General features: G+C 39.6%; 18 protein-coding genes. 13 read left to right on the top strand and 5 right to left on the bottom strand.

The genetic code is table 11. The features are described 5' to 3' along the window. Positions 1–107: 107 nt before the first annotated feature. Positions 108–1454 (bottom strand): CitMHS family transporter, encoded by a 1347-nt coding sequence (locus tag CUS89_RS02725; RefSeq protein WP_104870947.1) that lies wholly within the window; start codon positions 1452–1454, stop codon positions 108–110. Positions 1455–1851: 397 nt separating this feature from the next. Here CUS89_RS02725 and CUS89_RS02720 point away from each other — a divergent pair, with 397 nt between their 5' ends. From CUS89_RS02720 to CUS89_RS02680, 10 genes are all read left to right on the top strand, one after another. Beyond that, positions 1852–2172, top strand: coding sequence for a hypothetical protein (locus CUS89_RS02720; RefSeq protein WP_104870946.1), 321 nt, complete (start codon positions 1852–1854; stop codon positions 2170–2172). 19 nt (positions 2173–2191) lie between these two features. Further along, the gene (locus CUS89_RS02715) at positions 2192–2587 is read left to right on the top strand and encodes an acetyl-CoA carboxylase biotin carboxyl carrier protein subunit (RefSeq protein ID WP_104870945.1); all 396 of its coding nucleotides are present in this window, start codon (positions 2192–2194) and stop codon (positions 2585–2587) included. A gap of 72 nt (positions 2588–2659) precedes the next feature. Further along, positions 2660–3775 carry a sodium ion-translocating decarboxylase subunit beta gene (locus CUS89_RS02710; protein WP_034691433.1) on the top strand — a complete coding sequence of 372 codons (1116 nt, stop codon included), beginning with the start codon at positions 2660–2662 and terminating at the stop codon, positions 3773–3775. A 28-nt stretch (positions 3776–3803) separates the two neighbouring features. Next, the gene (locus tag CUS89_RS16270) at positions 3804–3929 is read left to right on the top strand and encodes an OadG-related small transporter subunit (protein WP_086334846.1); all 126 of its coding nucleotides are present in this window, start codon (positions 3804–3806) and stop codon (positions 3927–3929) included. A 15-nt stretch (positions 3930–3944) separates the two neighbouring features. Next, positions 3945–4955 (top strand): [citrate (pro-3S)-lyase] ligase, encoded by a 1011-nt coding sequence (gene citC, locus CUS89_RS02705; protein WP_104870944.1) that lies wholly within the window; start codon positions 3945–3947, stop codon positions 4953–4955. Continuing rightward, positions 4952–5260: a citrate lyase acyl carrier protein gene (citD, locus tag CUS89_RS02700; protein ID WP_104870943.1), complete on the top strand. Its 309-nt coding sequence runs from the start codon at positions 4952–4954 to the stop codon at positions 5258–5260. The genes citC and citD overlap by 4 nt, the downstream gene beginning before the upstream one ends. Then, on the top strand, positions 5248–6135 hold the full coding sequence (gene citE / locus CUS89_RS02695; RefSeq protein ID WP_104870942.1) for a citrate (pro-3S)-lyase subunit beta: 888 nt from the start codon (positions 5248–5250) through the stop codon (positions 6133–6135). Before citD ends, citE begins: the two co-directional genes overlap by 13 nt. Positions 6136–6137: 2 nt before the next feature. After that, positions 6138–7670 (top strand): citrate lyase subunit alpha, encoded by a 1533-nt coding sequence (gene citF, locus CUS89_RS02690; RefSeq protein ID WP_104870941.1) that lies wholly within the window; start codon positions 6138–6140, stop codon positions 7668–7670. Continuing rightward, positions 7663–8202, top strand: coding sequence for a citrate lyase holo-[acyl-carrier protein] synthase (gene citX / locus CUS89_RS02685; protein WP_104870940.1), 540 nt, complete (start codon positions 7663–7665; stop codon positions 8200–8202). The genes citF and citX overlap by 8 nt, the downstream gene beginning before the upstream one ends. After that, positions 8203–9597: an oxaloacetate decarboxylase subunit alpha gene (locus CUS89_RS02680; RefSeq protein WP_104870939.1), complete on the top strand. Its 1395-nt coding sequence runs from the start codon at positions 8203–8205 to the stop codon at positions 9595–9597. A gap of 293 nt (positions 9598–9890) precedes the next feature. On the opposite strand, the gene CUS89_RS02675 is transcribed toward CUS89_RS02680, so the two are convergent. Then, complete coding sequence (locus tag CUS89_RS02675) at positions 9891–10664, bottom strand: Cof-type HAD-IIB family hydrolase (RefSeq protein WP_104870938.1); 774 nt, start codon at positions 10662–10664, stop codon at positions 9891–9893. A gap of 143 nt (positions 10665–10807) precedes the next feature. On the opposite strand from CUS89_RS02675, the gene CUS89_RS02670 reads away from it, so the two are divergent. The 3 genes from CUS89_RS02670 to CUS89_RS02660 are packed head-to-tail and all read left to right on the top strand — an operon-like array spanning position 10808 to position 13297. Next, complete coding sequence (locus CUS89_RS02670) at positions 10808–11158, top strand: SdpI family protein (RefSeq protein ID WP_104870937.1); 351 nt, start codon at positions 10808–10810, stop codon at positions 11156–11158. Next, entirely contained in the window at positions 11139–11855 is a 717-nt protein-coding gene (locus tag CUS89_RS02665; protein WP_010735098.1) for a response regulator transcription factor, read from the top strand. The genes CUS89_RS02670 and CUS89_RS02665 overlap by 20 nt, the downstream gene beginning before the upstream one ends. Next, positions 11855–13297 (top strand): sensor histidine kinase, encoded by a 1443-nt coding sequence (locus tag CUS89_RS02660; protein ID WP_104870936.1) that lies wholly within the window; start codon positions 11855–11857, stop codon positions 13295–13297. The genes CUS89_RS02665 and CUS89_RS02660 overlap by 1 nt, the downstream gene beginning before the upstream one ends. Before the next feature lie 78 nt (positions 13298–13375). On the opposite strand, the gene CUS89_RS02655 is transcribed toward CUS89_RS02660, so the two are convergent. The 3 genes from CUS89_RS02655 to CUS89_RS02645 all read right to left on the bottom strand — a co-directional run bounded on the left by CUS89_RS02655 (position 13376) and on the right by CUS89_RS02645 (position 17296). Further along, the gene (locus tag CUS89_RS02655) at positions 13376–13888 is read right to left on the bottom strand and encodes a hypothetical protein (RefSeq protein ID WP_104870935.1); all 513 of its coding nucleotides are present in this window, start codon (positions 13886–13888) and stop codon (positions 13376–13378) included. Continuing rightward, complete coding sequence (locus CUS89_RS02650) at positions 13875–14603, bottom strand: hypothetical protein (protein ID WP_104870934.1); 729 nt, start codon at positions 14601–14603, stop codon at positions 13875–13877. The genes CUS89_RS02655 and CUS89_RS02650 overlap by 14 nt, the downstream gene beginning before the upstream one ends. A gap of 494 nt (positions 14604–15097) precedes the next feature. Next, on the bottom strand, positions 15098–17296 hold the full coding sequence (locus CUS89_RS02645; RefSeq protein ID WP_374955046.1) for an LTA synthase family protein: 2199 nt from the start codon (positions 17294–17296) through the stop codon (positions 15098–15100). Positions 17297–17302: the final 6 nt, after the last annotated feature.

Raw genomic sequence — 17302 nt, 5'->3', positions numbered from 1 at the left:
ATAGCAATTAAAATGGCTCCTTCACTTTGGCAGAATGTGAAAATTAGTATTCCAATAATGAAGGAGCCGTTCGTTTAGTTAGTCACTCTTGTTGGTACGATTGGTTTTTATTGTGGGATATAAAATGGCATATGTCCAAAAAGAATAATTGTGACGACAAAAATAGTAAAAATACCTAAGGCATATTTTCCGGCTTCTCTTTGCCATTTTCCCATATCCAATCCTGTCAAACGTAACAAGAGATAGATAAAAGCCACTAACGGACTGAGCAAATGGAAGGCTTGACCCATCAAAGAGGCAAGGGCCATTTGCATATTGGTAAAGCCGTACGCATGACCGGCTTCTGCTAAAACCGGTAATACACCGAAATAAAAACCATCATTTGAAATAAAGAAAGTACCTGGCGCTGAGATCAACGCAATAACTAATCCCCAGAATCCTGCTAATTGTTTTGGAATGAGATAAGTAAAGCTGTTCGCGAGTGCTTCAGCCATACCTGAACCTTGAAAAAGCCCCATAAAAACTCCCGCTGCAAAAACTAAAATCACGACTTGCACCGCATCACCACCATTTGCACCAATACGTGCGGATTGGTCTTTTAGATTAGGATAATTGACCATCAAAGCAATGCATGTTCCTACTAAAAATAGTAAAAGAGGTGGCAAGGCAATAGAAGAGAGAAATGAGCTGGCAACTAACCAAGCAATCAACACGATCGTGAGTACACCATTGAATACAAAATTTTTAGGACAGCGTATTTTCGCCGTTTCAGGATCAGTGATCTTAGTGATTTCTTCTATTTCTTCATTTGATAGTTGAGTGATACCTAAACGGGCGCGTTCTTGTTTTCCCATCCGGCGTGAAACGAAAAAGATGACATAAAGTAAAGATAGGATCATCCCAGGAGCTAAGTAAGACAAAATATCCGCATCGACTTCCAATACTGCCATCGCTCGAGCGGTTGGTCCACCCCACGGTAATAGATTCATGATGGTATTTTGAAGAATGATCAATACCCCTAAGTTCATCATTTTCATGTTCAATTTTTTGTAAATGGGAATAAAGGCAGAACAGCAGATCAACGTAGTCGTTGTCCCATCGCCATTCAGCGAGACAGTCGCGGCAACGATCGCTGTTGCCATTAAAACTTTCATCGGATCGCCTTTGGCAAAATAAATCATTTTTCTGGTGATTGGATCAAATAGACCAGCGTCCAACATGATTGAAAAATATAAAATGGCAAATAATAGCATGATTCCTGTATTTGAAGTTGTTTTGATACCTTCTAATACAAAATCGCCAATATTTCCTTTCTGTGAAGCACCGGAAATCATTGCAACTAAAGTAAATAATAGTGGAATGATCACAAGGGAAGTAAATGGAGACATTTTCTTTTTCATGATGACATACATAAAAATAATGATCATTGCATAAGATAAAACGGTTAATAACATATGCTTCTCCTTTTCTGGTTGTATTATTTGTAAGCGGTGTCAAAAACAGGCGGATAAAAACCATTCATAGGACAGAAAGAGTTGTATTTTTCTAAAATTGAAGCCTCCTTGACGACTCTAGGATAAGCAATATTTTGCAGGGATGATAGGTGAAGGGAGAAAAAAGAACATGAAAAAAACAATTTGGTCTAGCTAATCTTATCGAAGGCTTAACAGTACCTTAATAGAACATTAATTCAAAAGAAAAGCTTTTATATCAATGTTTTTATTGTTTTTTTAGCCTGATTCAAGAAAAAGAAACAACAAAAGAACAATCTTATTTAAGTTTGGAAAACAAAATTGGTTTAATCATCCTATAATAAAAATAAGCACAGAAAAGAAGAAAGGAGCAAGAAGGATGTGGCTGTTTACCAAACGAACAAATAAGCAACAACCAGCAGTGGAACCCACCCCCTCAGTAGTAGAAGGGAACAAAGGAGAGACGGATCAATTGAAATCGGTTCCTGCGTATGTTGATGCTTCACCAGCTGATGTTCAGCTTGTTAGTGTGGTAGCTGCAAGTTTAGCAGCAGAATATTATCCAGAAAGTAGCTTTATCATCAAAAAAATAAAGCAGAGAAATCCAGAAGCAATCTTGGTTTCACTGATTGCTACAAGTGTAGCAGCGGGAACCAATCCAAATAGTCAGTTTATTATACGAAAAATAGCCAAAAAATAAATGTTTTGGAGGAGAAAAAATGTTGCGGAAATTCAAAATCTCAATTGATGGAAAAGAATATTTAGTGGAAATGGAAGAAATCGGTGGAACCCCGCAAGCAAATCCAGTTCCCACACCAGAACGATCTACACCAGTTGAAGTGGTCGCACCAGCAGATGTTTCAACAACTGTACCAGAGACGAACCCTTCAGTCGACGCGGGAGCAGATGCGCTGACTTCGCCGATGCCAGGAACGATTTCTCGTCTATTAGTTACGGTCGGAGAGGTAGTAGAAATCAATCAGCCTTTGATGATTTTAGAAGCGATGAAAATGGAAAATGAAATCGTTGCTGGAAAAGCTGGTCAGGTGACAGGTATCCACATCAGTCAAGGAGAAATGGTGAACCCTGGTGATCCACTCATTACGATCAGTTAAATGTTCGCTTTGAAAGCAGAGTCGTTTTGGCGATTTTTGATATTCAATATTAAGTAAAAGGAAGTGAGAGGTGTGGAAACACTTATTGAAGGAGTTATCGGTATGGGGCAAGAGCCGGGACGGATCGTGATGATGGTGATTGGCGGAGTGCTCATGTATCTTGGGATAAAAAAAGAATATGAACCAACATTACTCGTACCGATGGGGTTAGGGACGATCTTAGTCAATTTCCCCAATTCTGGAGTCCTGAGCGCTGGAGGAGAGGCCGGGGCATTCCAAATTTTATTTGATATGGGGATTACGACGGAGCTATTTCCGCTCTTATTATTCATTGGCATCGGCGCAATGATCGATTTTGGTCCATTGTTGCAAAATCCATTTTTATTACTCTTTGGAGCCGCCGCACAATTTGGGATCTTCTTTACGATCATCGTAGCAATCCTGTTAGGTTTTGATTTGAATGATGCAGCTTCTATTGGCATCATCGGAGCAGCGGATGGACCAACCTCCATTTTTGTCGCGAATACGTTGAATTCGAAATATATGGGTGCCATCATGGTTGCTGCCTATTCGTATATGGCGCTCGTGCCGATCATTCAGCCAGTTGCGATCAAAGCTGTGACGACTAAAAAAGAGCGACGTATTCGAATGAATTATCGTGCGGGGGAAGTCTCGCAAACAGCAAAAATCCTTTTTCCATTAGTTATTTCAGTTGTTGCTGGTTTGATTGCACCAGTTTCTTTGCCATTAGTTGGCTTCCTGATGTTTGGGAACCTATTACGAGAATGCGGGGTGTTGGATCGTTTGTCGATCACTGCTCAGAATGAGTTAGTCAATCTCATTAGTATTCTATTAGGAATCGCCATCTCGGTCAAAATGCAGTATGAAGAATTTTTACAGATCGATACGTTGATGGTTATCGGTTTGGGACTAGTTGCTTTCATTATGGATTCGATTGGCGGAGTGTTGTTTGCTAAGTTATTAAATTTATTCCGAAAAGAGAAAATCAATCCAATGATCGGAGCAGCAGGAATCTCTGCTTTTCCAATGTCTAGTCGCGTCATTCAGAAAATGGCAACAGAAGAAGACCCACAGAACTTTATTTTGATGCACGCAGCTGGAGCCAATGTGTCTGGTCAGATTGCTTCAGTGATTGCCGGTGGCTTATTGCTCGCCTTATTAGTATAAGAAAGGATATAAGAAAGGAGAATAAACGATGTCAGCAGATTTAATCAAATCTCTTGAACTACTAGTTTTAGGATGGGGTGGTGTTTTCGTTGTTATCTTGATCATTTATCTCGCATCGATGCTATTGAGTCGCTTGTTTCCAGTAAGAAAATAAAAGAAGGTCTTACTTATGTATACAATCAAAAGATTATGGTTGAAAAAGGATGCTCAAGCCTATCAACAATGGGTGGCGCTGATCGAAAAAGCAGACCTCCTAATGAATGAAAAGGTTGACTATACCGTTGGGATCTATCAAGAAGAGCGACTGATTGCAACCGGTTCTTATGAGAAAAATATTTTAAAATATTTGGTTGTTGACAAAGAGTTTCAATCAGAAAATTTATTGACGAAGATCGTTCAGCAATTGATTGATCAGTTATCCGAAGAAAACAAAAGGCATTTCTTTGTCTACACAAATTCTAGTAATCACCCGATTTTTCAGGCTATGGGATTTAAAGAGATCATTGCCACTAAATCCATTTTGTTTATGGAACAAGGTACACCTGACTATCAAGATTATCTTGCCATGTTGAAATCGAAAAAGAAAAAAGGCATAGGCTGTGGCATTGTGATGAATGCCAATCCTTTTACAAAAGGACATCAGTATTTGGTGGAGTGCGCAGCCAAACAAGCGGACCAAGTTTACCTTTTTGTCCTTTCAGAAGACCGTTCAGAATTTTCCTTTACCGATCGTTTAGAAATGGTCAAGCAAGGGGTCGCGCATGTAAAAAATGTCACGATTTTGCCGACAGAAGATTATCTGATTTCTTCCGCCACATTTCCTGCCTATTTTTTAAAGGAGCATGCGACAGAAGAAGCAGCAAAAGCGCAAGGTACATTGGATGCGCTACTTTTTAAAGAAAAAATCGCACCGATACTTGCAATTGAAAGTCGATTTGTCGGTGAAGAACCGTACTCTAAGGTAACTGAAATCTATAATGAAACATTGAAGAAGGTATTTGGAGAATCGCTTTCTTTGATCGTCCTACCGCGAAAATGTATCAAAAACGAAGTGATCAGTGCAACAAAAGTCCGAAAAGCCTTACAAGAAGATGACGTGCAGACATTACAAGCGTATTTGCCTGCTTCGACGTATAACTATATCAAGGATCATAAATACAATAGAGGTGATAATACGTGAAAATTTATCAAAGTGCAGTGGCGGGAACGGTTGAATCCAGTGATATCATGATCACGATCGATCCCAAGGGAGAAAAAGGCATTGAACTATCTCTGACGAGCAATGTCGAAAAACAATTTGGTCATCAAATCAGAAAAGTCATCATGGACACCCTACAGCAGTTGGGCATTGAAGCAGCCAAAGTGACAGCTGTCGATAAAGGTGCGCTTGATTGCACGATCCAGGCGAGGATGATTACAGCAGCCCATCGAGCAGGTAAGCAAGATCGCTATGATTGGAAGGAGATCAATTCATGGAACGGTTAAGGAGAACAATGATGTTTGTCCCTGGTGCAAATGCAGCGATGCTTAGAGATGCACCGTTATATGGTGCTGATTCCCTCATGTTTGATTTGGAAGACGCCGTATCCTTAAAAGAAAAAGATTCGGCACGCTTGCTCGTTCATCTGGCATTAAAAACATTTGACTACAGCAAAGTAGAAACGGTCGTTCGAATCAACGCATTGACGGCTGGAGGTGACCAAGACATTGAAGCAATGGTATTAGCAGGGATCGATGTCATTCGCTTGCCAAAAACAGAAACAGCACAAGACATCATCGAGGTCGATCAGGTTATCACTATGGTGGAAGAAACCTATCAAATCCCAACGGGAACCACAAAAATGATGGCAGCGATCGAATCTGCAGAAGGGGTATTGAATGCAAGAGAAATCGCTAAAGCTTCGAAGCGGTTAGTTGGCATCGCGTTAGGTGCCGAAGATTATGTGACCAATATGAAAACTCAACGGTATCCCGATGGACAAGAATTGTCTTTTGCTCGAAATATGATTCTTCATTCAGCCAGAGCTGCGGGTATTGCAGCAATCGATACTGTCTATTCAGATGTTGAAAATGTTGAGGGATTTCAAGCAGAAGTCCGTCTGATCAAACAATTAGGCTTTGATGGGAAATCAGTGATCAACCCACGTCAAATTCCATTAGTCCATGCCATTTATGAACCAACAGAAAAAGAGATCCAAGCAGCGAAAGAAGTGATCTGGGGCATCCAAGAAGCAGAAGCAAAAGGTTCAGGCGTGATTTCTGTGAATGGCAAGATGGTGGATAAACCAATCGTCGAGCGAGCAGAAAGAGTGATTGCTCTTGCAAAAGCGGCGAAGTTGATCAGAGAGGAGGATATCTAGAAATGGTTGTAAATAAAGTTGGCAAAGAGATTCCACAAACAGCAACAGTTGCTCATCGTCTGTACGAAGGTGAGTTGGACCATATTGAACCATACAAAGAAGCCAGTAGAAGCATCCATCCTGTCCGTCCGAAAGACAAAAAAATAGTGGGAAGTCTCAAAGAAGCCATTGAAAAAACTGGACTGAAAGACGGGATGACGATTTCTTTTCATCATCATTTCCGTGAAGGTGACTTTGTACTAAACATGGTCATGGAAGAAATTGCATCTCTAGGAATCAAAAATATCACGATTGCACCAAGTTCAATCGCAAATGTCCATGAACCATTGATCGAGCATATAAAAAATGGCGTTGTGACTGGAATTACAACGAGCGGCTTGCGGGATAAAGTAGGTGCCGCGATTTCGGAAGGAATCATGGAAAAACCAGTAGTCATTCGTTCACATGGTGGAAGAGCGCGAGCGATCGCATCCGGTGACCTGCATATTGATGTCGCTTTTTTAGGCGCGCCAAGTTCGGATGAATACGGAAATGCCAATGGAACCGCTGGGAAAGCTATTTGTGGCTCACTAGGTTATGCCATGGTCGATGCAAAATATGCGGATCAAGTCGTTATCCTCACAGATAATTTGGTTTCCTTTCCCAATACTCCAATCAGTATTGCACAGACGGATGTCGATTATGTTGTAGAAGTGGAGGCGATAGGTGATCCTGAGGGCATTGCCAAAGGTGCGACACGCTTTACTAAAAATCCTAAAGAACTATTGATCGCAGAGTATGCAGCAAAAGTCATCACTCATTCTCCTTACTATCAGCAAGGATTCTCATTTCAAACTGGAACAGGCGGTGCTGCACTGGCTGTTACTCGCTTTTTGCGGGAAGCAATGTTGAAAGACCAAATGACAGCTAGTTTTGTATTAGGTGGGATTACGAATGCGATGGTGGAATTACTGGAGGAAGGGTTAGTAGAAAAGATCATCGATGTTCAAGATTTTGATCACTTATCTGCGATTTCTTTAGGCGAAAACAACCAACATTATGAAATCGATGCAAGTATGTACGCTTCTCCAGCTACTAAAGGTGCCATGGTAAATCAGCTTGATACAGCAATTTTATCTGCCTTAGAAATCGATACGGATTACAATGTCAATGTTATGACCGGTTCAGACGGAGTGATTCGCGGGGCTGTTGGCGGCCACCCAGATACCAGCATGGGTTGTAAAATGAGCCTGGTGATCTCGCCACTGATTCGTGGACGGATACCCACTGTTGTTGATCATGTCAATACGGTCGTGACGCCTGGAACAAGTATTGATGTATTAGTCACAGAAGTTGGTATTGCCATCAATCCCCAGCGTCAAGACTTGATCGAGTATTTCAAAGAAGTAGATCTGCCTCAGTATACGATTGAAGAGCTTAAACAAAAAGCGTATGACATCGTTGGCGAACCTTCAGCCATCCAGTATGGCGAAAAGATCGTTGCCTTGGTGGAATATCGTGATGGCACACTGATCGATGTGGTCAAAAATGTGTAGCAAACTATTCGATGGACCGACTGTGACGCATGAAGAAATCCTGATCGCAAGAGAAGCCCGTGCCAATAGACAGAGAAAATTATTGGAAGCAAATCCACAAAATGTGTTGCTTTCAGCAACCATGAATATACCAGGTCCTATTAAAACGTCAGAAGAAATCGCACAAGTCTTTCACGTGATGGTTGAGGCTATAGAAGGATGTCTTTCTGAGGTTACACCATTGGTCCAGTTGTATCGCAAGAAAAAAACCGGTTACGAGTATTTTTTACTTCTTCCATTAAGAAAAGAGCTACTAAAAAAGCGCATGATCGAACTCGAAGAAACTTGTCCGTATGGTCGATTAGTGGATCTTGATGTACTTTTTTGGGAAGAAGGACAGATTCACCAGTTGAGTCGCGAGAGGTTAGGGTATAAGCAACGGACATGTTTCGTGTGTAAAGAAGCAGCCAAAGTTTGTAGTCGCCAACAGAAACATTCCCTTCAAGTAATACGCACGCATATCCAGCAACTCGTTGAGAAAGGAAGGAAATAAATGGCAAAAAAAATCCAAATGATGGAAACGGTCTTGCGAGATGGCCAGCAAAGTTTGATTGCTACAAGAATGACTACAGCAGACATGCTGCCAATCTTGAAAACGATGGATGAAGCAGGCTATCATTCATTAGAGATGTGGGGAGGTGCTACCTTTGATGCGTGCTTGCGTTTCTTAAATGAAGACCCATGGGAACGCCTGCGCTTGATCCGTTCACAAGTCAAACATGCAAAACTACAAATGCTGCTTCGAGGACAAAATCTCCTTGGTTATAAAAATTATGCAGATGACGTAGTCAAAGAATTTGTCGAGAAATCGATCAAAAACGGCATTGATATTATTCGTGTGTTTGACGCATTGAATGATGTCCGTAACTTACAAACTGCTATTGTGACAGCTAAAGAAGCCGGTGGACATTGCCAAACAGCTATTTCTTATACAACGAGTGAAATCCATACGATCGATTATTTTGTGAGGTTAGCAAAAGAAATGGCGGATACAGGAGCAGATTCGTTATGTATCAAAGATATGGCGGGTGTGTTGACTCCAAAAACGGGTTACGAGCTGATCAGTCGGATCAAAGATGCCGTGCCATTACCCTTAGAAGTCCATACTCATGCAACAAGTGGGATCGCTGAAATGACCTATTTAAAAGCAGTTGAAGCAGGGGCGGACATCATCGATACGGCTATCTCTTCTTTTGCGGGTGGAACCAGCCAACCTGCAACTGAATCGATGGCTTTGGTTCTTGAAGAAATGGGCTATGATACAGGGCTAGATATGAAAAAAGTGACAGAAATAGCAGAATACTTCAATCCAATCAGAGATCGTTTTCGAGAAGAAAAGATGTTGAATCCTAAAGTCAAGGACATTGAACCTAAAACATTGATTTATCAAGTACCCGGCGGTATGTTATCTAATTTATTAAGTCAGTTGACGGAACAAGGATTACAAGACAGATATGAAGAAGTATTAGCAGAAGTGCCAAAAGTTCGAGCAGATCTTGGCTTTCCGCCACTCGTTACTCCGTTGTCCCAAATGGTAGGAACGCAAGCGCTGATGAATGTACTCTCTGGTGAGCGGTACAAGCTTGTCCCTACTGAGATCAAAGAATATGTTCGAGGGTTGTACGGCCGTCCTCCAGCACCGATCGCTGAAGCCATCCAACAAATAATCATTGGCGATGAACAAGTGATCCAGGAGCGACCCGCAGATTTACTAGCACCTCAATTGCCGCTACTCAAAAAAGAAATCAGTGAGTATGCAAAATCACCAGAAGATCTTTTAAGCTATGCGTTATTCCCACAGCAAGCCAAAGATTTCTTAGGTCGTCGGGAAGACCGGTTTTATGACGTACCACTGCAAACGGTTGAAGTGATGATCGACATGGACTGATATCAAAACAAGGATTCGGTTTTTAGCCGCGGGTGAGAGATAGTAAAATAAAGGTGGATATTTGTCATTTTAGAGAAGTTGAGTAGATAAAATTTTCTACTCATGGACTTAGTGGCGATGTCTGAATCCTCAGTCTTGGGCGAGATTAACAATAAAAAAGGAACTGCGTGAACAGTCCCTTTGGAAAGCGCCGCTAAAAACGGCGCCAAAAATTTCATTCGGTATAGTAGAAATAGTCGTCCTCTGTTAAAGTGACGGCTATTTCGTTTTGTCATGTTTAAGCAGTTCCACAATCAAATCAATTCAAAATGCTTCAATGCGTGGACGATCCCGCCTTCGGTATTTTTCTTCGTAATGAAGGTTGCAAGTTCTTTTAACTCATCATAGGCATTGCCCATCGCGATTTTGTGATCGCAAGCTTCGAGTAAGGCAAAATCGTTCGGTCCGTCACCAAAACCAAAAGTCGGAACATTTTCCAATTGTAACGTTTCTTTTAAGCGTTTGACGCCTGCGCCTTTTGAAATACCCTTTCTGACCGTATCAATCGAATAAGGGCTATTGCGATAAAAAGTCATGTCTGGGAAACGTTCATGATAATATTCATCACCTGATTCTGAAAGGATCAGCAGCATATTGATCGGATGATCCTGAAAAGCGGAAGGATCGATTGGTGGAACATCTGAATGGATAAAGCCATAAGCTTTTCTCATCGTTTCTGTGTGGTGAGTACTCCAAATATTCTCTCTATTATAAAAACAAAGGGCATGACCTTGCTCTTCGATATGGTCACGCATTTTTTGACATTCTTCTTTAGAAATGCGTACAGAATAAATTTCTTCTCCCTCCACGCTAATACAAGAACCATTCATTGTGACAGCGGAAGTAATACCCGCATCACGCATGATTTGTTTGATTTCCATTTCTGTCCGTCCAGTGGCGATAACAGGTAGGATATCATTCTCTTTTAATGCTTGGATTGCTGTGGCGATCTCGGGAGTTATTTTAGAATGTCCATCTAATAAAGTCCCATCGAGATCAAAAAATGTGATTGCTTGATAGTTTGTCACAAATAAAACTCCTTTTTTCATTTGAATATCTTTATCTTATCAAAGAATGAACAAAAGACAAACGTTTCGTGAAGAATTACTGAACTTATTGGTTCAGCAACCATTTTAGAGTATACTATAGACAGAGATTGGAGAGTGAAATCATGATTTTTTTAACAGTTGGTCTTTTTTTGACCTTGATAGGGCTCTTATTTTTAATTTTACCCTCTAAAGGTAATTTACCTTTCTATGGTTATCATTCAGAACGTGCTACAAGATCCGACGAACATTGGCGGATCGCCCAAAGAACAAGCGGAAAATATTTCTTGATTTTCGGTTTATTGATGTCCTTGATCGGCTATGGATTAAAAATCACAGGACATACCAATTTTTTTATCATTGAAATGTTGGTCTTAGTGTTTCCAATTATGCCGATTTTTATATTAACAGAAAAAAAATTACAGACTTACGATTTGATAAATGGAGGAGACGAGCATGAACATTTTAATGATTGAAGATAATCAATCCGTATCTGAAATGATGCAGATGTTTTTTTTGAATGAAGGATGGGAAGCAACCTTCAAATACGACGGTAAAGAAGGATTAGATGCGTTTTTAGAGAATCCGCAACATTGGGATATGGTCACGTTGGATCTTAATCTTCCGACAATGGATGGGATGATGGTCGGACGAGAAATCCGAAAAGTCTCTAGTACGGTACCAATCATCATGTTGACCGCCCGAGATTCTGAAAGTGATCAAGTGATCGGTTTAGAAATGGGAGCCGATGACTATGTGACGAAACCTTTTAGTCCTTTGACGTTGATTGCACGTATGAAGGCATTACATCGTCGTAGCGAATTAGTCGAAACAAAAGAAGAAAATCCATTATCTGATCAAAATTTTGACATCCAAACAGATCACTTCAAGATGAATACGAAAACACGTGAAGCCTACTTGAATAACCAACCGATCGATGGATTGACACCAAAAGAATTTGATCTTTTATTTACATTAGCAAAAAAACCAAGACAAGTATTTTCAAGAGAACAGTTATTGGAATTAGTTTGGGATTATCAATATTTTGGTGATGAACGAACCGTCGACGCCCATATCAAAAAACTGCGTCAAAAAATCGAGAAAGTAGGTCCACAAGTGATCCAGACCGTTTGGGGAGTTGGCTATAAATTTGATGATTCAGGTGTTGCCTGATGCGCTATTTATACCAACAATTACTGGCTTTTTGTGGGATGATCGCCATGATCATCTTGATCGTCGGTATTTCTTTTACACAATTGACTAAGCAGACGATCGAAGAAAATAATTACCAGCAACTTTTTGGCTATGCCGAGTCGGTGGAGAAAACGACCCAAACCTTTGCGGATACGTTTCCTCAATTCAGTCAAGACCAAGCATTCCAAAATGCGTTGGAATTGACTGAACAAGTATTAACCGAACAAAATGTCAATTTTATCTTTATTGATAAATATGAGCGAGTGATCTATCCAACGGCTGGGGTTTACTTGAATTTTACGATTACAGCAGATCAATGGGAAAACTTGAGAAGCGGTCGACAAGTCAAGTTTACTTCAAATAAAAATATCTCAGGAGAGAATCAAGCCACTTCCTATGCGTTGGTTCCTTTCAACTTGAATCATGAGTTTTATGGAGGATTAGTTGTAAGCCAACCAGCCAGAAATATCGATAATAGCGTGCGATCAGTCACCTTGAATCTCTTCAAAGGCTTCATTTTTTCAAGTATTATTGCAATCATCGCAAGCTACGCATTTGCGGCTTTCCAAGTCAAACGGATCAATCGGTTGAGAAATGCGACAAAAGAAGTCACGAATGGCAACTTCGATGTGCAATTACCTGTGAATGACAAAGATGAATTTGATGAATTAGCAGATGACTTCAACAAGATGACCAATTCACTGAAAGAATCACGGGAAGAAATCGAAGAACAAGAGAACCGCAGAAGACAATTCATGGCAGATGCTTCCCATGAAATGCGTACGCCATTAACAACCATCAATGGTTTGCTGGAAGGGTTAGAATATAATGCCATCCCAGAAAATCAACGGGAAAATGCCATCAAATTGATGAAAAATGAAACTGAACGTTTGATTCGTTTAGTCAATGAGAATTTAGATTATGAAAAAATCAGAACGAACCAAATCAGCATGGTCATCAAAAAATTTGATGGGACAGAAACGTTAAAAAATATTGTCGCCCAATTGGAAGCAAAAGCAGAAGCTGCGGGTAATCAATTGATTTTAGAAGCACCTGAACAATTAGATGTGTATGCTGATTACGATCGATTTGTACAGATCATGGTCAACATTATCCAAAATGCGATCCAATTCACTGAAAACGGAACGATCACAGTCACTTTAGAAAAAGGTTATCTTGAAACGATCATCAAAGTGACGGATACTGGTATCGGCATGTCGGAACAACAAATGAAAAGTATATGGGATCGCTATTACAAAGTCGATCCATCTAGAAAAAATACAAAATATGGTGAATCCGGCTTAGGGTTACCGATCGTTCAACAATTAGTTCGATTGCATAAAGGAAAGCTTGATGTAACAAGCGAGTTAGGAAAAGGAACAACCTTTACTGTGAAATTGCCAGATGTTGAAATTGAATGATAACTAAAACAAAAACCGTTAAAACAAGACGTTTCTCTTGTTTTAACGGTTTTTTTAATGGAGATCAACAAGCACAAGTCAACTAGCTTCTTTACAATCAGTGACATATGGACTTTCGGCAATGGAAAGATCGTGAGTCAATAGTAAGATTGAAAAAGAATGATCGTTGACTAAATCGCAAAGATTTGTCAATAGATCTTGAATCTCGATAATCGACAAATCATCGATAGGGTCTTCGATGATCAGCTTATTTTTATCGGCGAGGATCGCATGCATCAGTTGCAATTTGATTCTTTCAAACGTGCTCAATTCACTTACTGATTTTTTTAGCAACGAGGAATCAATCATTAGGTTATCTTGCGCTTGTTCCTGTTTGGCTTTTTTTTGTTTTTCGGGGATGTCCAAAAATACTTGTTCTTTTAAATTAAGGTAAGGGAAGAACGGCCAATTTTTTTGAACGATCATCAGGTCCGTTCGTTCTGAAGCAAGGAGTTGTGCTTTTATCTCTGTGAAAATCACCTGCTGTTCGGCTTTAGAACCGATCAGAACGGTGAAACCGCTAAATGATATCAGTGAATCATGTTGGTTCATCAATGATCAGCTTCTTTCTTTTTAAAAGTCGATTTGAAATCATGAAAAGACAGGTACTAAGTAATGTACTAATACTAACTAAACAAATGATCGTCTGTCCGATGCCTTTTAAGGTATCTACTAAAAAGTTATCGCTAAAAAAATCGATCATAAAAAAACTATTTTGGTCAATTGAGATCGACAAACCATTTCCAGATGAAAAGACACTTGGTAAATTCGGTAGTTCGAAGAAATCTAAAAGAGCTAGATTGATTTTTTGGAGTAGGGCTTGGTAGCCATTTTGGAAAGCAAAAACGATCAAAAGAACGCCAAGACAACTCATAACCAATGGAATCAAAGATTGCCAAAAAATAAAGAAGAACATTTTTGGTTTTGAAAGACCCGCTAATCGCCAATTGATGATTTCCATACGATGTCGATAGAGTGAGTGTAAAAAGAAAAAAAAGAAACACAAGGCAAACATTGCCAGTATACAACTGATCATGATCAGATAAGCTTGTTGAAGCGTTTCTGATGAAGGTAAATTCTCTTTGACATCAGAAGCGTCAAACATCAAGACCCGATCTTGGATTTGTTTGTGTAAAGTGGTTTGTAGATTATATAAGTTAAAGCTGATCAATAATAGAAAAGCAGAAAAGCTTGCAAACAAAGTATATAGAAAAGTTTGCTTTTTGTAATAAAGTAAACGTGCGGTAGAATAACGGATCATATTCATACTTTTCACCTCAAGAATAGTATAAAAAATGAATATGAATAAAGTATGAAAATCATTTAGTGAAAAACCGAATTAAAGGGAAGTCTATCAATTAGAGAAAGCGAAGGGACCATGAAAGGGGGTTGAAAAATCTTCTTAATTGATCTGATTTTTTTTCGTATGGTGTGATTCAGTGTCAGAATCACTAGGGAAATGTATCCATGTAAAGATGAATGAACGAGAAGTGAGGCGGCAAAATAGACCTGATTTGATTAGGTTCTTGATCGTTTCAGACTTAGAAGTTTGTATGAGGAAGCCTAGGAGTTATCGAAGGATTTATGGTTATCATCAACTCTATGATCGTCCAATGATGTTGGAAATATGAGAAGCATTGAATAAGAGTAAGCAAGTTTATTTGCCTCTCTATTTTTTAATCAAAAAAAAGCACTCGAAGAAAGGCTTTCCTCGAGTGCTGTTCGTTGAGTGATAACATCAGTTACTTGTTCTCAGGTTGTTCATTGGTTATTTTCCACTGAACCTTCACTATCCGTAGGTTCCTCAGCAGGAATACCATGGATATCTTGGAACGTTTTTGTTTCGTAAAGATTTTGTGTCGTTTGATTGTTGTTCTCACTGAAGACACTTGTTGATTTATCACCGAGTGAACGCTCAGCATCACTCAGATGTTGTAAGCCATTTTTGTAATCAAACGTAGAAGTATCAAGTGGTTCTAACCCACTTTCTGTATAGAAACGAAGTAGATCGCCATTGTTGATCTGGTCTGAAACAGCGAGTTGCTTGCTGACTGCTTCACGTAAGGCAGTGACTTCTGCTTGTTGTTCTTCGGTCATATCGGATAGTACTTCGCCTGTTTGAGTATCGTAGACAGCTCCACCATAATAGGTGTACTTAGGTGAAACGAAGTCACCATCACGGAAAGCGACTAACTGATTATTATCAGGAGAGAAGAGATCCTGACCTAATTGGATATAATTTTTTGAATCAACACCTAGCAAATGAAGCAATGTCGGTAAAGCATCCACTTGACCACCATACGTATGATTGATTCCGCCTTTTGTTTGTCCAGGGATATGGATCATATATGGTACTCGTTGCATCGCTGCATTGTCAAAGTTTGTCCATGTCGAACTTGTTTTACCAACTAATTCAGCTAAAGATCTGTTTCTTGTATTAGAGATACCATAGTGGTCACCGTATAAGACGATGACTGAGTTTTCATACAAGCCACTTGCTTTTAAGTAGTTGAAGAATTCTTCTACCGCTGTGTCTAAATAGTTAGCTGTCGCAAAGTAACCATTGATTGTTTCATCGTTCGTATTTGCAACCGGGAATCCAGCTTCCTCATTCGTGAATTTTGAATAAGGGAAGTGATTCGATACCGCAATGAATTTTGAGTAGAAGGGTTGTTGCATCCGCTCTAAATATTGGACGGATTGTTCAAAGAATGGTTTGTCATGTAAACCGTATTGGAATGAGTTATCGTCATTCACATCATAGTATGAAGCATCAAAGAAGTAATCATAACCAAAACTCTTGTATGTTTCATTACGGTTCCAGAATGTACCAGCATTCCCATGGAATGCTGCACTAGTGTATCCTTTTGTTTGTTTTAAAATATTTGGTGCCGCTTGGAAAGTATTTTTACCACCAAGTTGAGTGAACAACGATCCTTGGTTCAAACCGAATAATGAATTTTCCATCAATGTTTCTGCATCACTTGTTTTTCCAGCTTTTACTTGATGGAAGAAATTGTCAAAACTAAATGTTTCATTACTGTGGAATAAACTATTCAAGAAAGGCGTTACTTCATGTTCTACGCCATTTTCGTCTTTCAGTTTATAATCGATCACAAATTGTTGTAAGCTTTCTAAATGGATATAGATGACATTCTTACCTTCAGCTAATCCGTAGAGATCTTGGTTTGGTTGAGCATAATGTTCTTTGACGTAAGTCGCTACTTCTTTCATATCATTTGGGCTTGCCTCAGCTCGTACTTGGTTTGTTTGGTAGGTTTGTATACCGTCGTACACCATGAACGCGTTCAGTCCAAGATATTTAACTAAATAATCACGAGAGAATGTACGTGTCAATAACTCTGGACGATCTGCTTCAGCTAAAAAGAGATTTCCTGAAAAGATCATCACTGCTAAGGTAGTAAAGGCAAACGCCATTCGAGCGCGTACAGGACGTGTGTCCATTTTGATTTTTTTCGTTGCTAAAAGTGCCACGATCAAAATGATATCGATCCAATAAAGAACATCGTAAGGACGGAATAACCGTAAGGCACTTTCGCCTAAACCACTTGCGACTTTTCCTGCGCCTAGGATCGCGTTGATCGTAATAAAATCAGTGAACTCACGATAATAGATGATGTTAGAAAATAAGAGCAAGGTCAACAAGAAATAGATGACCAGCATCGTGATATACGCTGCTTTCGTCCGTCTAACATATAAGGCAATCCCTAAAAGAAGGATAGTCGTTGCAATTGGATTGATGAACAAGATAAAATATTGGATCCCACTATCGATCCCTAAATGGAAATCAAATAGATAAGTAGCAATCGTTTTGACCCATAACAAAACTGCTAGTAAAGAAAAAAATCCGAGCCTTTTATTTAAAAAAGCGGGTGTTTTTATTTTCAAATTAATCTTCCTTTCTGCACTCTTACATAAAAAAAGAGTGACATGAAACATACTCAC

Source organism: Enterococcus mundtii (genome assembly GCF_002947535.1).
GTDB lineage: Bacteria > Bacillota > Bacilli > Lactobacillales > Enterococcaceae > Enterococcus_B > Enterococcus_B mundtii_B.
This window is presented reverse-complemented; position numbering and strand designations above follow the sequence as displayed.

Excerpts from the sequence above, each read along its gene's own strand:
- citX (WP_104870940.1), top strand. The coding sequence starts at position 7,663 with ATGTGTAGCAAACTATTCGATGGACCGACTGTGACGCATGAAGAAATC.
- citC (WP_104870944.1), top strand. The coding sequence starts at position 3,945 with ATGTATACAATCAAAAGATTATGGTTGAAAAAGGATGCTCAAGCCTAT.
- CUS89_RS02645 (WP_374955046.1), bottom strand. The coding sequence starts at position 17,296 with ATGTTTCATGTCACTCTTTTTTTATGTAAGAGTGCAGAAAGGAAGATT.
- CUS89_RS02720 (WP_104870946.1), top strand. The coding sequence starts at position 1,852 with ATGTGGCTGTTTACCAAACGAACAAATAAGCAACAACCAGCAGTGGAA.
- citE (WP_104870942.1), top strand. The coding sequence starts at position 5,248 with ATGGAACGGTTAAGGAGAACAATGATGTTTGTCCCTGGTGCAAATGCA.
- CUS89_RS02715 (WP_104870945.1), top strand. The coding sequence starts at position 2,192 with ATGTTGCGGAAATTCAAAATCTCAATTGATGGAAAAGAATATTTAGTG.
- CUS89_RS02655 (WP_104870935.1), bottom strand. The coding sequence starts at position 13,888 with ATGAACCAACATGATTCACTGATATCATTTAGCGGTTTCACCGTTCTG.
- CUS89_RS02670 (WP_104870937.1), top strand. The coding sequence starts at position 10,808 with ATGATTTTTTTAACAGTTGGTCTTTTTTTGACCTTGATAGGGCTCTTA.
- CUS89_RS02680 (WP_104870939.1), top strand. The coding sequence starts at position 8,203 with ATGGCAAAAAAAATCCAAATGATGGAAACGGTCTTGCGAGATGGCCAG.
- citF (WP_104870941.1), top strand. The coding sequence starts at position 6,138 with ATGGTTGTAAATAAAGTTGGCAAAGAGATTCCACAAACAGCAACAGTT.
- CUS89_RS02665 (WP_010735098.1), top strand. The coding sequence starts at position 11,139 with ATGAACATTTTAATGATTGAAGATAATCAATCCGTATCTGAAATGATG.
- CUS89_RS02725 (WP_104870947.1), bottom strand. The coding sequence starts at position 1,454 with ATGTTATTAACCGTTTTATCTTATGCAATGATCATTATTTTTATGTAT.
- CUS89_RS02660 (WP_104870936.1), top strand. The coding sequence starts at position 11,855 with ATGCGCTATTTATACCAACAATTACTGGCTTTTTGTGGGATGATCGCC.
- CUS89_RS02650 (WP_104870934.1), bottom strand. The coding sequence starts at position 14,603 with ATGAATATGATCCGTTATTCTACCGCACGTTTACTTTATTACAAAAAG.
- CUS89_RS16270 (WP_086334846.1), top strand. The coding sequence starts at position 3,804 with ATGTCAGCAGATTTAATCAAATCTCTTGAACTACTAGTTTTAGGATGG.